This is a genomic window from Achromobacter sp. UBA5777 (assembly GCF_002418565.1).
Taxonomy (GTDB): Bacteria; Pseudomonadota; Gammaproteobacteria; order Burkholderiales; family Burkholderiaceae_B; genus Achromobacter; species Achromobacter animicus.
In genome coordinates this window covers 19,523-33,573 of record NZ_DIEJ01000189.1, presented here as the reverse complement: position 1 = coordinate 33,573, position 14,051 = coordinate 19,523, and the positions used below count along the sequence as shown (strand labels likewise).

Sequence of the window (14,051 nt, the reverse complement as noted above, 5' to 3'; positions counted from 1 at the left end):
CGCCAGCGGCAGCAGCACGGCAAGGGAAGGGGCGGGGCAGGCGCGCAAGCAAGCCCGGGCGCCCGGCGCCGTGGCGGCCGGGTGTCGGTAGGTCTTCACGAAAGGGTTACTCCAATGAGGGTCGGTCCATCTTGGGCAGTGCGCACTGCTTCAAGCGGTATGACGAACGAGTTCGCCGATCCCCTCAAATATTTTTTTCCGGACGTCGTCCATCACGCGCGCGCCCGCACCCGCGTCACGCGTCCGCCCCACCACAAGCGGCCGGATTGCGGTTCGATAGGCAGGATCTGGCGCAGCAACGCCAGCACCTTGCGCGTGTCGTCCAGCTGGAACACGCCAGAGACGCTAAGCCGCGCCACTGCGGGGTCGCATTCGATTGCGCCGTGATAGCGCGATAGCTCCTGCAGGAATGCGTCGAGCGGCATGTCCCGCACCGACAGCGCGCCTTCGACCCACGCGCCGCCATCCATCACGCGTGCATCGGTCGGTCCTGCACCGAATACCTTCTGACGCGCCATCCGCGCGGATTCGCCTGCCTGCAGTGTCTTTGCGGCCTCGTCGCCGCCATCGCGCGGCAGCATGGCGACCATGCCTTCATCCACCGACACTTCGCTGGCCTCGTCCCACTGCCGCACCCGATAGCGCGTCCCCAACGCCCGCGCCTGACCATCACGCGTCTCCACAAACAGCGGACGCGACAGCGGGTCGCTGCCGGAGATCAGATAGACCTCGCCGGCCAGCAACGTGATCCTGCGCGCTTGATCGCCATAACGGATGTTGACCGCCGTGTCCGTGTTCAGCACCAGCGTGCCGCCGTCCGGCAACACGATGCGCCGCCGCTCTCCGCGCGACGTGACCACATCGGCCAGCGCGTGTTGAACCAGTTGGACATCGCGCGCCTGCCACGCCATCCAGCCGCCCGCCGCCAGCACGCCCAGCGACATCAACGCCTTGCGCCGCGAACGTAGCGCCTGCGCCGTTCCTGTCTGCCGAAGAATCCGCGCCGCGGCTTCCGGGGGCATGTCCTTCGCGGGCCGCTGCAAACGCGCGCTGAGCGCCTGCAAGCGCTCCCAAACCAACGCATGCGCGGGGTTCGCGCCCACCCACGCATCAAAGGCCCGCCACGCCTTGGCGTCCGCCGTGTTGTATTGCAGCTTGATGCGCCAACGAATGGCGGCGTCCAGCACCGCCGCATCGCCCGCGCCATTCAGGGTGGCGTCCGCACCCGCGCCCGGCTTGGCGGACGCAACGCGATCAGCACTCATAGACCAGGCGATAGCAGTGTTGCAGCGCCTGCGCCAGATAGCGCTCCACCGTCGCCACCGACTTGCCCACCTGCCGCGCGATCTGCGGGCAGGTATGGCCTTCCATCTGCGCCAGCAGGAACACCTCGCGCACCTCGGGCTTCAACCGGCCCAGCATCTGCGCGATCTGCTCCAGCGATTCCAGGATCAACAGCCGCGACTCTTCGGACGGCCAATGCTGTTGGGGGTAGGTCTGTAACACCGCCAGATAGTTGCGCTCGATTTCCTGGCGGCGCCAATGGTCGACCAGCAGGCGGTTGGCGATGGTGCGCAAGTAAGCACGCGGTTCGCGCAAGGCGGTTTCGGTCTGGGTGGTGGAATTGGCCGAGAGCAGGCGGACAAACGTGTCCTGCGCCAGATCCGCCGCGCGATGCGCGTCGCCGAGCTTCAGGCGCAGCCAGCCATGCAGCCAGGAATGGTGGTCACGGTAAATCGTCGAGATACCGGCGTCGGGACTGGCGCTGGGCTTGGCGGACATCGGACGGGCTTTGTTAATGGGAATGGTTCCCATTATAGGGGTGAAGGCGGAGCGGGTCGGATTCGATGATGCGGGGGGCTTCGGGATGAGCGCTTCGCTTTGCGGCTATCGGTCTGGCGTGAGTTTGGTATTTGAGGCCTAAGATGTCGCCCAAGGAGCGAGTATGGCCCCCAAGAAAACAACACCATCGCTGAAGCATTCCGCCCGCCGCGTCGCCATGACGCTATGCGCGACCAGCCTGCTTGCCGCATGCGAGCCGTCACTGCCGCCACCGCCGGCTGGGTCGAAGCTCACCGCTGAAACTATCGCCGCGCGTGAAGCGCCGGCTGAACATCAGTTCAAGGGAGTCCTCGCGGGAAAGCCCATTCATCTGCTTGCGCACAACTGCAAGGTGTATCGGGTCGACCCAGCCGAAGGGGAGAACGTGACCTGGACGCTGGTGCTCGAGGGCGACTTCTATCCCCTGCCGACGTCATGCTTGAGTCAATCGATCACGGAGGAGAAGGGCGGCTTGAAGGTCTTCATCGGGCGGCAGGCGCTGGGCGCCGGCGGGTGCTGCACGGGAACGCCGGAGTATCGGACAAAGGATGGGGTGACCTGGAAGCCGAATTGAAGGTTGCTCCGAAACGCAGTGCAACTTGTCCGCATCAAGGCGAAATCGGTTGAAACCTGGGCCGAATAGGTGGGCCACATAATCCTCGCCAGACAGCCGCCATGTTGGCGCTTCATCGAGGAGAAATGGGATGAGCCGGAAAGGAACTCTGATTGTGGCGATGGCGTTCAGCAGCATGCTGATGGCGGGTGCGGTGCAGGCGGAAAGCTGCAGCAAGAATATTTTCGGCGGTCAGGATTGCACCCATGACGATGGCACCCGGTCTTGGAGCCAACCCAATATCAGCGGTGGCTTCGACACCACTTACAGCGACGGCCGCACGTCAAAAAGCAGCAGCAACATCGGAGGCGGTTTCGACACCCGCTACAGTGACGGCACCACCTCAACAAGCCGGAGCAACAACGGCGGCGGCTTCGACACCGTCTACAGCGACGGGCGGACATCCAAAAGCAGCGGCAACATCCTCGGCGGTCACGATACCCGCTACAGCGACGGCACCACCGCATCAAGCCAAGCCAACATAACAGGCGGCCACAGCACGCAATACCGTGGTGAGGATAAGCGATGGCCGATGAATCCGAAGTGATTTGCACATCGCTGGTGGCCGGGATGGTCTGGCGCTGCCGCGCCTTACCCATATCCCACGATTCATCCTCTGCTTGCCGCAGCTGACTGAGCCAACGCCGAGATCGAAACCGGCGGCATTGACGCCGGCGTAACGCACGTCAAGCCGCCAGCGCCGTGACCGGCCAAGCCAGTGATCAACGGGACGATCGACCGTTGCCAGACATCGACGCCGCCCGCCCAAGCGTCATCGATTCCAGCACGCCATCCCGCCGCACCCAGCCATGAAACAACGCCGCGGCCAGATGCAGCAGCACCGTCGCGAACAGCAGGAAGGCCAGATAGCGATGCGCGCCGCGCAGCCAAGCGAACAACCCCGCATCCGCAGGCGCAATCGGCGGCAACTGCCAACCGCCCGCCACGACGGGATAGCCACCCGCCGACAGCATCGCCCAGCCGATCAGCGGCATCGCGAACATCAGCGCGTACAGCAGGACGTGCGAGGCCAGCGCCGCATGACGCTGCCATGCCGGCAGATCCGCCGGCAACGCAGGCGCGCCCTTGAACACACGCCTGGCCAGCCGAATGCACACCAGCGCCAGCAGCGCCAAGCCCAACGGCTTATGGATCTGCACCAGCCATTGATGCCGCTCGGACACCGACGCCACCATGCCCACGCCGATGAACAGCATTGCGAGTATGCCGGCCGCCATCGACCAATGCAGCACGCGTGCGAACAGGCTGAATGTGGCGGGCGGGCGGCGGGTTTGATTAGGCGACGAGATCATTGGGCGCGCTCCGGTTGGGTCGACTGGGATGACGCAGCGGCGGCTTTAGGCGGCCCTTCGCCCGTGCGGCGTTCATAAGAGGCCGCATAGGCCGCGGAGCGCGCCGCCAGCAGTGGGTCGTCGGAAACCGCAATGCCTTGCGGCAACACCGTCGGGTCGTAGTTCACGTCGCGGCAGGGGCCGTCGCTTTGCGGCGCGCTGCTTGTAATCACCACGGTGCCGGCGTCGACGGTCGGCCGGTCCGCCGGCCACTGGCGGGTTGCATCGTTAGTGGAATCGCCGGGCTGGCCCAGCGTGAGCAGCAGGCGCCAGCGCAACGGCCCTGGGGTCAGACGCTGTTGCAGATCGGTTTGCAGATAGTCGGCATCGTGCCCCGGCTGCGCCACAGGCGCCGCCGCCGCGTCCACCGGCACCAACTGCCAACGCACCGGCTGCCGCTTTCCGTTCCCATCGATCAGGAAGAAGGCGTTCAGGCCGAAATAGTCTTCGGTGGCGTAACTAGCGGAAGGCTTGGCGGTCTTGGCCCACGCACGGAACGCCGCCGTTTCAGGATGCGCCGCGAAAAACGCCTGCATGCGCTGCGGATCGGGCTCGCCCGTCTTGGGATCGGGGCGTCCGGCGATCTGCTGATCGTAGAACGCCTGCGGGGTCGACAGCGGGAACACCGGCATGCTGTTCATGCCGGTCCGCCACTGTTCGCCGTTGGCCGACGTGAACATCAAGGCAAAGCTGCGGATCGGGACGCTGGAGTCCGATGCGTAAGGATTGCCGCCGGGCAGCGCCAGCCTTCCCACCACCGGCGTGCTGCCCGGCGCGAACACCGAGGCAGTGGATAAATCGTGCGCCGCGCCGCTGCTTTCAAAGCGGCCGACGACACAGACGCCTTTGGCGTGGTTGCGCCGAAAGCCCTCGTGGACGCCGCTGTTGGCTTCCAGTGCGCTCACCACGCGGTCTGGGGTCAGACGCTGAGGGTCGAGCCAGCCACCGACGTAGGCGAACGCGGCGCCCGAGGCGAGCACGATGGCGCCGATTGCGGTGAGCCGAAGGAGGGTTTGGGGGGTAGTGAGCGGCCGGGGCTTCTGGGGTCGGTCTTCCGAGGGCTGGCCACCTGGTTGCCATGCACCCGGCGGTTGGCTATTCGGTGGCAGGCGGCCCGGCGGCTGGCTTCCCGGTGGCGTTTGACCCGGCGGCGGGCCGTTGCGGTCAGATCCTTGTTGCATAAGGCTCCTTGCCCATGGGGCGATGAATACCCCTGTAGGACGCCGCGCAAAAAAAGTTATTCCGCGATGGAATAAACCCGCCAGAGCGGCGTCTTACTGCATTGGCCTGTAAGCTGGCTACGCAGGCCTGTCCCAGGAACCCGCCATGATTCAACCGGTCCGCGTGCCGCCCGACGCGCCGGCATCCCCCGACGACGAGATGCCAGCGGAAGAACTCTCCGACGCCGTGCTGCGCCAACTACTGCCGCGCCTGCGGCGTTTTGCGCTGCGCCTCACGCGCGATGCGGTCGCTGCCGACGACCTAGTGCAATCCACCTTGGAAAGAGCGCTCACCCGCTGGCGCGGCCGCCGTCCGCAAGGCGACGTGCGCGCGTGGCTCTTCACCATCCTGTACCGCCAATTCCTGGACTCCCAACGCCGCTCGCGCCGCTATGCGCGGCTGCTGTCATGGTTTGCCGGGTCCGACGCCGCAGCGCCGTCGGCCGAGCGCGAGGTCATCGCGCGATCTTCCCTGGATGTCTTCGAACGCCTGCCCGAGGCGCAGCGCACGCTGCTGTGGCTCGTCAGCGTGGAAGGCATGAGCTACAAGGCCGTCGCCGATGTTTTAGACGTGCCGCTGGGCACCGTCATGTCGCGCCTGTCCCGCGCGCGGAGTGCCTTGCGTGAACTGCATGAGGGACTGGCTGGCGAGGCTCGTCTGAGGATATTGAAATGAAAGAACGCTCTATCGATGATCTGACGCGTAATGCGTATGTGGACGGGCAGTTGGATCCGTCGCAATTGCAGGAGCTGCAGGCGTATTTGCGGGCGCATCCGGATGAGGCGCAGGAGTTGGAGGCGTGGCGGCGGGATGCGCAGCGGTTGCGGGAAGGGGCTGGCGGGGACGGTTTGCCGGGTAATCCTGCATTGGATCCTGCTGCGGTGCGCGCGGGGCTAAGAGTTCGCACGCGGCGGCGTGTGGCGATGGCGGCTAGTCTCGTTGTGGCGGTGGCGATTGGCGGGGTTACGGGATGGCGCGCCCGTGATACGGCCTTGGCGAGTCGGGTGCTGCCGATGCAGGACGCGATGCAGGCTTATCGGTTGTTTGCGTCAGCGGATGCGCCGCAGCCGGATGTGCGGGCCGATGCTGGGGATTTACAGGGGTGGCTGGATGCGTATTTTGCGCATGCCGAGCGGTTGCCTAATTTGAGTGATAGCGGGTTTAGGCCTGTTGCTGCGCGTTTGTTGGCTACCGATCAGGGGCCGGCGGCGCTTGTTATTTATGAGAATGCGGGGCAGCGCGCTACGTTTTATATTCGGCCGCCTGGGCCGGGGGGACAGTTTCTGGCGCAAGGGAGCCGGACGGATGGCGAGCTGGTGGCGCGGTATTGGTCGGGGCAGGGGTATAACTATGCGTTGGTGACGGCGGAGGATGTGCGCGGTCAGAATTTGCAAGTGGGTGAATCGTGACACCTGGGAGATGTTGACGCCCCAGATCGCGCACGTCTTCGTCGAAATCTAACGGCTCGGGCTTGTCGCACGTCGCGGCAGGCCCGAGCCGTCTTTCGCGCTTATTGAATCGACGTCGGCGCGTCGTGCGTGGGGTCGGCGTAATCGGCGTCTTGTGCGCACGCTCGTGCTGATTCCAGCATGGCATCGGTCAAAGCGCCCATGTGGTCACACAGGCCTTCCACGCCGCCCATCAATGCGGCCACGGTCCACGCGTCCAGCGGCTGCGCGCCGGTTGCGTCCGGTTCAGAGGCGCTGTTGCCGACAAGACGCGCGATGGACGCGATTGCATAGCGGGCGCGGTCGATGTTGTAGAGATGAGATAGAGGCACCAAGCCGAGTTCGGGATTAGTGTCGACGGACCAGGGGTTTTCAGTTAGGGGATGGGATTGCATGGATTTCCTCCGACGATGTGGAAATCCCGCTGCCCCACTTCCAAATGGGGCGGGCGGGCACAGGACAAGGTTGGAAGACCGGATCGTCGGAACCGGCGTGCGACTAGCGCACCCCTGCCAAGGCCCGCCCATTGGGCGTGCGGAGGCGTGCTGACTGGGAGGTCAGCACCGACGAATTTACCGGCTTCCACACCGGGCTACCGTTCGTGGCGATAGTCGCTTGAGTATACGGTGTGGAGCGAGGCCCACCTGTGTGGAGGGACAAGTTCGCGACTGTTGGGTGGAAATAAGCCATTGTCTGCTGCCGACCCGAACCTGAGTTCTGGCAACTGCGTCCGAACGTCGCCTTTCTTGGAAGCGGGACCATTTGTGTATAAGACGCCGATGCCGTACTGCTCGCAGGTATCAGGGAAACCGCCACACCGTCCCACGAATCCGAATCTATCGATGTGGTAGCGCGCCCAAGTTACTATGAGTTACGATCATCAAAAAATCCATACGCAGTAGCTGTAGAGACCTCTTGACCACCGTTATGAGTGCGGACTGGATCGTGCTGCACTCGAAGCAGATGCTCTTGTGCCCCAAAAGCCCGCCGCCAAAAAGGCCAGAAAGAACAAGTTTGCAGTGAGGCAGGGCGCGGTCCCTGCATCGTCTCAAGTCACCTTGTTTAACGAGGACGACTGGGAGGAGTTTGTCCTTGAGGCTGCTCGCCAGCGCCAGAAATCAGGTTCGCCCGTTTACGATGTCGTCAAGCGACTCGGGGGCGCTGGTGACGGCGGCCGAGACGTAGAAGCAAGGTACGGCGCCGACTTAGTTACTGATGGCTGGGATCTCTATCAGTGCAAGCATTACGCCAGCGGGCTCATGCCCAGCGAAGTCTTTCCTGAAATGGCCAAGTTCTTCAAGCACTTGGCAGCCAAGACCTACCCCAAACCCTCAATCTACTACCTGTGCGCACCCCACGGAGTCGGTAATGATCTTCATAATCTGCTTGCAGCGTCCGGCGAGGCGTTCAAAGCTGCTTTCGTGACCTCTTGGGAGAAGGGAACCAGTGGGATGAAGGGCCGTTTAAATGAACTTATCCCAGTGGTTCGTGAAGTAATCGACGACTTTGATTTCAAGCGCTTCAGGGAGTGCACTGTGCGTGACTTGCTTCACTGGCATGCACGCAACCAGAGAGCTCACTTTGAGCTGTTTGGGATTGTTCCCGTCCGCGGCGTCGACGACCGTGCGCCCGCAGCTCCTGCAAAGCACGAAGATATTTACATCGACGAGTTAGTACGTGTTTACTCGGAAGACCATGGTTCTACCCTCAGCCGCGCTTCATGCATGACTGGACAGTATGCCGAAAACTTCGAGTCGCACCGACAATCTTTTTACTGCGCCGAAGGCCTGCTACGTTTTAGCCGTGACCTATATACGGACCCGGAGTTCGAAAAGTTGCTAGAAATGGTGCTCGATGGCCTCCGCCCGTTTGTAACTAGACCAAAGCTCAAGACTGGGATGGAGCGTTTGGATGTTGCCATAGAGAAGGTGACTGACCTGCAGTTGCAGGAGAGTCGTTTGCACCCTCAAATCCGCGCTGGTGACCTTCCTGGCACCTGTCACCATCTCGTCAATCACAAGAGGCTCAAGTGGGTCAAATAGGAAAATCAAACAGGGAGAGCGTCTCGGTGTTTAACTCACCATTCGAGTTAGGCATCCGGATGGTTTACCTGCTCAACGCCATGTACCCCGACGGAGCTGATCTTCAAAAGCTCGTGCTCCTAGACTATGCGGTCGTTTACTCGGCTGACCTAGGTGGACCGGAAAGCTTGCATACCCCCGTCCCGTTCCGAGGAGGCGAATACCTAAGTCGTCGCGAACTCATCGAAAAAGGTCTGTACATCATGAGCACGCGCGGCCTTGTCGGAGCTCGTCTGGATGATAGTGGGATCACCTACATCGCCGGGCCTTCTGCCCGATCCATGGTCGGAGCCTTGGAGTCTGAATATTTGCGCCATTTGGACGAACGCTGCGAATGGGCCGCCAAGAAATACACGTTAGCCGACTCGGGTCAACTGACACGCGAATTCGCTGAGAAAGGTCAGCTATGGGGCGCAGAGCTCGCTGGCATAGCCGGAAGGGGGCAATTGATATGAGCATAAAGCTGGTGAGGCTCTCCGCGACCGGACCCAGTCGGGAGCCTGCGACGATCGATTTCGATGAACTGCATACTCTCGTTCGCGGGCCTAGCGACACAGGAAAGTCCTATATCCGCGATTGTCTCTGGTACCTTCTTGGTGGCGATAAAGTGCCGAAGATAATTCCCGAGATGCAGGGCTACGACCGCCTGGAGCTTGTGTTCCGAAGCGGTGAGCGTGTTTACAACGTGCATCGTGCCCTGGTTGGTGGTGCAATTGCGGTTTATGCGCAGCCAGGTGTGGGAGGAAAACCGCTAGCGCTGGAGGAAGATCTGGGTGAACTTCTGGTTGACCTTTCCGGCGCAGCAGGCCGGCGCCTCCTGCGCAGCCGCACCGAAAAAGGGCCTGTCACAGGTGACGATCTGCGTCACTGGACTCTGGTGTCTCAGCCGACAGTTCTGAGCGAGGATGCGACGGCCGGAGTTGGATTCGCCGTCACGAAGCACATCTCCTCATTCAATCTGTTCCTGACCGGCAATGATGACGAAGCAATCGAGCTGCTTAAAAGCACGGCTGAAGTGGAACGCATCAAAGGTCAGCTGGGCTCCGCAGAAGACAACCTGAAACGCGTCCAGGCTTCCCTGCCGCCAGACGCAGATCGGGAGCAAGCCGCCGAAGCACTTGAGCGGGTCGACGCTTTGCTCGACGCAATGAAGACGCAGCATGAGGCCAGAGCGACCCGCTTCAAGCGGCTACGCGAAGACATTGCCATTAGCGGAACTGGGTTGGCAGAGGCAGAGAGGTCTATGGCTTCAGCAGCGTCGATGGTCGAGCGATTCAAGATGCTCGACCAGAAGTACTCAAGCGACCTGGCCCGCCTTGGGGCGACCGATGAAGGCATATCATTCTTCAACGTTCTGAACAAAACGACGTGTCCATTGTGCGGCATGCCCGATGAAAGCCAAGTCAACCCCGAAGACTTGAAGCCGCAAGCGCCAGAAACCTACCGCAAGGCAATCGCCGCGGAAGCCAAGAAGATTCACGCCTTGCGTGAAGGGCTGAGGGCCTCACTTGCAACGGAACAGACACGACTCTCGGCAGTAAGCGCCGTCGTGGCGATGGAAAGAGCGAAACTGGAAGTCCTGGAGAAGCAGGAGTTCAGCGAACTCAGGACCACTCGCGACGAGTACTCCCACGATCCGCGGCAACTCGCGGAGAGCCACACAAGTCTGTCGTCGATTTTGGGAGTATTGGACGAAGTCGAACGTCTTACAGCGGAAATAGAACGCCTGAAGAAGGCGAAGGTGCAGACACGAGTCAAGCTTAGCCGCACTGGCGGAAAGCACGGCGAAGCAGTCGCTCAAATTTCCAAGGACATGCTGGCAGTCTGGGGCTTCACGGACATCAAAACTGTCTCGCTCGACGCCGCCGCATGCGACCTAATAATCGACGGTCGTGCAAGACTGAGCTACGGCGCCGGCAAGCGTGCATTGTTCCTGACTGCGATGACGGTCGCTCTGATGAAGCACGCGCTGGAGTCAGGTCACCCTCATCTCGGAGTTGTCGTCGTGGATTCGCCGCTAAAGGCTTACGCTGACCCGAAGTCTGCTCGAAATGACGATGACATCGCAACGAAGACTGTGACGGACAACTTCTACAGCTGGCTCTCCACGTGGAGTGGCGCTGGCCAAATTGTGATCTTAGAAAATGAACCGATTCAAGAGACAACAGCTGCGGTGCTCAAGCCCATCGAGTTCACAGGTTCAGGCAACTCGGGACGACAGGGATTCTTCCCTGCGGCGAAGTTTCGGCCTACTTAGCCTCAGTTTTTCGCTATTGTCGGAACTTGACTCCGCGAGCTGAATAGTTGCATTCACGCTAAAGCTTACGTTCCAGACCACTACGCCGGATTGCCGCCTTTTGGTCAAATCCAACCTTAATTAATTCACGTTAGACGAGGATAGGCACACAGAAAGTGACAGTCAAAAATATCTTTGTCTGCCGACGCGTGCAAGTTGACACATAACTTTCGCCTTCCCACGCCGTGACGGCGCCTTCGATAGCGCGCCAATGAAGCCTGGACCAATACAAAAGGCTTTTATCTCGCCTTGCGAGATTACATCGAAGCTGTCAGGGATCTCGCCATATAACTCGCGCAGAAGTGAAAATGCCGCCAGAGATGAAGATTTCCCCCCTGGAACATTTCGCCCTTAAATGGGACTGCCGTTAGTGAAATATTGTGAGGACGACATGAACAGACTACTGCAGGAAACAACGAGCATTTCAGCATTGGGCACGACGAGCTCGTCGAAAGCTGGTAGGCGACCCGCACTAGACCGTAGCCGACCCATTATTTAGTGCAATATCGGTCGACTCCATCTGCCTTTTCGCAACCTAGCGCAAAAATTTTTCTCCTGGCCAATTTTTATACTCACGCCAGATGCTAAGACTAAATCACAGGGCCTTTACCATCCACACCATCTAGACCTATCCAATACAGCGGGTCACACCTTCAGGATATAACGATGCCAATCGAGCTTCGCGAACTTGTCGAGCAGTTGACACCAAGTAATACGGTCCTATTATTTGGCGCTGGTGCGTCCATGCCATCTGGTGCGCCGAGCGTAACAGACTTGATCCATGAGATCAGTAAAGAGTTCAATATCGAACCTGACGGGTTAAGCCTCGCGGAGATCGCTGCTGTGGCGGAGATGAAACGCAATCGCAGCGACCTAATAACGCTTTTGCGTAAATTGTTCAAAGGCCTTAAGGCGAAGGGGTCACTTCTGAACCTGCCTCGGCACGAATGGAAATCAATCTACACCACCAACTATGATGAACTAGTCGAGGACGCCTACCGCAGAGCAGAAAGATCGCTCCAGGTGTTCGCTTCAGATTTCGACTTTAAGGTACAGCCCGACCCTATCGCCACCAAGTATTTCAAGATTCACGGCACCATCAGTAAGGATTCGGTGGACGGAATGGTGTTCAACATGATCTTGACGCAGATGGACTATGACGCCACCGCAGAGTATCGAGAGGCGCTTTACACCAGGTTGAAAGCCGATATGAATCCTGGGTCTCAGGTGGTCGTGATCGGGCAGTCACTAAACGACGCACATCTTCGAGACTTAGCAGAAAAAGTAATAGCTACCAACCAGAAAGTCGGAGCGGGCGGAAGAATATTCTTTTTGCTTTACGAGAAGAACGACAATCGCGCCTTGCTTTACGAGCAACGCGGACTGCGCGTGGCGTTTGGAAGCTTAGACACGTTCATGTCTGAAATGGACGCCAAGGCGCCTGCCACGGTAACCGTCTACCGAGACACCGGTAGCCCTTTGGATACCTTTCAATCGCTTCGCCCTCTCACACTGGACGTCGGTGATGAGGTTGATACTGGACACCCCAACGCGAGCGGGATCTTTAATGGTTGGCCAGCTCGTTATCCTGACATCGCCGGCGGCCTAACGTTCGACCGATCATGCGTTGATGATGTAGTTAAGTTCATTGATGAGGGAGGCGGAATTGCCTGCCTGCTGGGCGCTAGCGGAGTAGGTAAGACGACAGCAGCTCGACAAGTTATGTTGCGCCTCAAGGGGCGCGGGTACTTTGCGTGGGAACATAAGGCAGACTTTCCACTACAAAGCAATCAATGGGTCCAAGTCGCGAAACGCTTAGCGGCGAACGGAAAAAAAGGAGCGATATTCGTAGATGATGCTCACAACCATCTTTACGAACTGAACAATCTTATAGACGAACTTGTCGCAAATGGCCTCAAGAACCTACACGTCGTGTGCGCCGCAGCGCGAAATCACTGGGCGCCACGCATTAAGACGCCACACATCTACAAATTTGGCCTCGAGTTCAACCTTTCTAGGCTCAATAACAATGAAATAGACCGCTTGCTGCATCTGGTTAACACCAATTCGGAACTACAACAATTGGTAGAGACCGGGTTTAGCGGATTTTCGCGTGCTGAACGTCGGCGACGTTTGGTTCAAAGGTGCGAGGCGGACATGTTCGTTTGCCTAAAGAACGTTTTTGCATCGGAAAAATTTGACGACATCATCCTTCGCGAATTCAGCGATCTTGATACCAATTACAGTGATGTCTATCGTTACGTCGCTGCGATGGAGAGTGCAGGAATTCGAGTCCACCGTCAGCTTGTGATAAGGCTTCTTGGCATATCTGCCGATGCGATTCCTTCAATTCTGTCCGGTTTAGTTGGAATCGTTTCAGAGTACGAAATCAATGTCAAAGAAGGGATATATGGATGGAAGGTCCGACACGACGTAATAGCCGCGATCATAGCGCGCTACAAGTTCTACGAACTCGAGCAACAGATCGAACTTTTCTCTAGGGTCATAGACAATATTTCGCCAACCTACGACATTGAAGTTCGAACAATACGGGAGCTTTGCAATATTGAGACAGGTCTCCCGAGAATTTCCGACAAAAATGTGCAAAACAATCTCCTGCGAAGAATGATGTCGATCGCACCAGGTGAGCGCGTTCCTCGCCATCGCCTGATTCGCAATCTCATTGCGCTCGGAGAGTTTGAGAAGGCGGAGACCGAAATTCGGATTTATCAGAAAGATTTTCGGCGCGAGGCGCCAATTGATCGGTATAAGATTCTGCTTCTACTCGCGAGGGCAACCGAAACAAAGGGATTACAACTCGGCGACAGAAATGTAATTCTCGAACAAGCTCGAGAACTAGCCGCCACTTCCGCTGAACGATATGACGGGAACAAGCATGTGTTAGGTGCTTACTGTGAAGTGGGAGTGCATGCGTTTAAACTTACTGGTTCTCACAGAATTTTTGATGAGGCTATGAGTGTGCTGCGTAAAGCGGAAAGCCGACTGGGCGATCCAGACATTACTAGAATGGTTATTCGATATGAGCGTCGGCTTTCCGCTCAAGAGATATCCGTTACCGAGAGTGATACAGACGGATTAGTAGATGAGTGAACCATTCCGGGAATTCCACGAATAGGAGTGTGGCATAGGATTTACATCGTGCCTCCGACTGTAGAGGGCGGGGATCCCAAGCGATTGTTTGTGGCGCTCGGCCGTAAT

At 59.0% G+C, this 14,051-nt stretch carries 13 protein-coding genes; 8 read left to right on the top strand and 5 right to left on the bottom strand.

The window, feature by feature from the left end; all coding sequences use genetic code 11:
• Positions 1 to 212 precede the first annotated feature (212 nt).
• Positions 213 to 1,265 (bottom strand): FecR domain-containing protein, encoded by a 1,053-nt coding sequence (locus B3446_RS14980; protein WP_291382984.1) that lies wholly within the window; start codon positions 1,263 to 1,265, stop codon positions 213 to 215.
• On the bottom strand, positions 1,255 to 1,782 hold the full coding sequence (locus tag B3446_RS14975; RefSeq protein ID WP_291382982.1) for a sigma-70 family RNA polymerase sigma factor: 528 nt from the start codon (positions 1,780 to 1,782) through the stop codon (positions 1,255 to 1,257). Before B3446_RS14975 ends, B3446_RS14980 begins: the two co-directional genes overlap by 11 nt.
• Positions 1,783 to 1,945: 163 nt before the next feature.
• Here B3446_RS14975 and B3446_RS14970 point away from each other — a divergent pair, with 163 nt between their 5' ends.
• Both B3446_RS14970 and B3446_RS14965 read left to right on the top strand, forming a co-directional pair.
• Positions 1,946 to 2,395: a hypothetical protein gene (locus B3446_RS14970; RefSeq protein ID WP_291382980.1), complete on the top strand. Its 450-nt coding sequence runs from the start codon at positions 1,946 to 1,948 to the stop codon at positions 2,393 to 2,395.
• Positions 2,396 to 2,525: 130 nt separating this feature from the next.
• On the top strand, positions 2,526 to 2,981 hold the full coding sequence (locus B3446_RS14965; RefSeq protein WP_291382977.1) for a hypothetical protein: 456 nt from the start codon (positions 2,526 to 2,528) through the stop codon (positions 2,979 to 2,981).
• A gap of 175 nt (positions 2,982 to 3,156) precedes the next feature.
• Here B3446_RS14965 and B3446_RS14960 read toward each other — a convergent pair whose 3' ends face one another.
• Both B3446_RS14960 and B3446_RS14955 read right to left on the bottom strand, forming a co-directional pair.
• Positions 3,157 to 3,747, bottom strand: coding sequence for a cytochrome b (locus B3446_RS14960; RefSeq protein WP_291382975.1), 591 nt, complete (start codon positions 3,745 to 3,747; stop codon positions 3,157 to 3,159).
• Complete coding sequence (locus B3446_RS14955; RefSeq protein ID WP_313492477.1) at positions 3,744 to 4,778, bottom strand: catalase family peroxidase; 1,035 nt, start codon at positions 4,776 to 4,778, stop codon at positions 3,744 to 3,746. The genes B3446_RS14960 and B3446_RS14955 overlap by 4 nt, the downstream gene beginning before the upstream one ends.
• 388 nt (positions 4,779 to 5,166) lie before the next feature.
• Here B3446_RS14955 and B3446_RS14950 point away from each other — a divergent pair, with 388 nt between their 5' ends.
• On the top strand, positions 5,167 to 5,682 hold the full coding sequence (locus tag B3446_RS14950; RefSeq protein ID WP_291382986.1) for a sigma-70 family RNA polymerase sigma factor: 516 nt from the start codon (positions 5,167 to 5,169) through the stop codon (positions 5,680 to 5,682).
• Positions 5,679 to 6,416 (top strand): anti-sigma factor family protein, encoded by a 738-nt coding sequence (locus B3446_RS14945; protein WP_291382973.1) that lies wholly within the window; start codon positions 5,679 to 5,681, stop codon positions 6,414 to 6,416. Before B3446_RS14950 ends, B3446_RS14945 begins: the two co-directional genes overlap by 4 nt.
• Positions 6,417 to 6,517: 101 nt before the next feature.
• Here B3446_RS14945 and B3446_RS14940 read toward each other — a convergent pair whose 3' ends face one another.
• On the bottom strand, positions 6,518 to 6,850 hold the full coding sequence (locus B3446_RS14940; RefSeq protein ID WP_291382971.1) for a hypothetical protein: 333 nt from the start codon (positions 6,848 to 6,850) through the stop codon (positions 6,518 to 6,520).
• 576 nt (positions 6,851 to 7,426) lie between these two features.
• On the opposite strand from B3446_RS14940, the gene B3446_RS14935 reads away from it, so the two are divergent.
• The 4 genes from B3446_RS14935 to B3446_RS14920 all read left to right on the top strand — a co-directional run bounded on the left by B3446_RS14935 (position 7,427) and on the right by B3446_RS14920 (position 13,943).
• A complete protein-coding gene (locus B3446_RS14935) occupies positions 7,427 to 8,497 on the top strand; it encodes an ABC-three component system protein (RefSeq protein ID WP_291382969.1) in 1,071 nt (356 codons plus the stop codon).
• A complete protein-coding gene (locus B3446_RS14930) occupies positions 8,485 to 8,991 on the top strand; it encodes an ABC-three component system middle component 2 (RefSeq protein ID WP_349680045.1) in 507 nt (168 codons plus the stop codon). Before B3446_RS14935 ends, B3446_RS14930 begins: the two co-directional genes overlap by 13 nt.
• A complete protein-coding gene (locus B3446_RS14925) occupies positions 8,988 to 10,793 on the top strand; it encodes a hypothetical protein (RefSeq protein WP_291382965.1) in 1,806 nt (601 codons plus the stop codon). Before B3446_RS14930 ends, B3446_RS14925 begins: the two co-directional genes overlap by 4 nt.
• A 705-nt stretch (positions 10,794 to 11,498) precedes the next feature.
• Positions 11,499 to 13,943: an SIR2 family protein gene (locus tag B3446_RS14920; RefSeq protein WP_291382963.1), complete on the top strand. Its 2,445-nt coding sequence runs from the start codon at positions 11,499 to 11,501 to the stop codon at positions 13,941 to 13,943.
• The last annotated feature ends 108 nt before the right edge of the window (positions 13,944 to 14,051 follow it).

Coding starts and splice junctions, on each gene's coding strand:
- B3446_RS14980 (WP_291382984.1), bottom strand. CDS start 1,265: ATGAGTGCTGATCGCGTTGCGTCCGCCAAGCCGGGCGCGGGTGCGGAC.
- B3446_RS14975 (WP_291382982.1), bottom strand. CDS start 1,782: ATGTCCGCCAAGCCCAGCGCCAGTCCCGACGCCGGTATCTCGACGATT.
- B3446_RS14970 (WP_291382980.1), top strand. CDS start 1,946: ATGGCCCCCAAGAAAACAACACCATCGCTGAAGCATTCCGCCCGCCGC.
- B3446_RS14965 (WP_291382977.1), top strand. CDS start 2,526: ATGAGCCGGAAAGGAACTCTGATTGTGGCGATGGCGTTCAGCAGCATG.
- B3446_RS14960 (WP_291382975.1), bottom strand. CDS start 3,747: ATGATCTCGTCGCCTAATCAAACCCGCCGCCCGCCCGCCACATTCAGC.
- B3446_RS14950 (WP_291382986.1), top strand. CDS start 5,167: ATGCCAGCGGAAGAACTCTCCGACGCCGTGCTGCGCCAACTACTGCCG.
- B3446_RS14945 (WP_291382973.1), top strand. CDS start 5,679: ATGAAAGAACGCTCTATCGATGATCTGACGCGTAATGCGTATGTGGAC.
- B3446_RS14940 (WP_291382971.1), bottom strand. CDS start 6,850: ATGCAATCCCATCCCCTAACTGAAAACCCCTGGTCCGTCGACACTAAT.
- B3446_RS14925 (WP_291382965.1), top strand. CDS start 8,988: ATGAGCATAAAGCTGGTGAGGCTCTCCGCGACCGGACCCAGTCGGGAG.
- B3446_RS14920 (WP_291382963.1), top strand. CDS start 11,499: ATGCCAATCGAGCTTCGCGAACTTGTCGAGCAGTTGACACCAAGTAAT.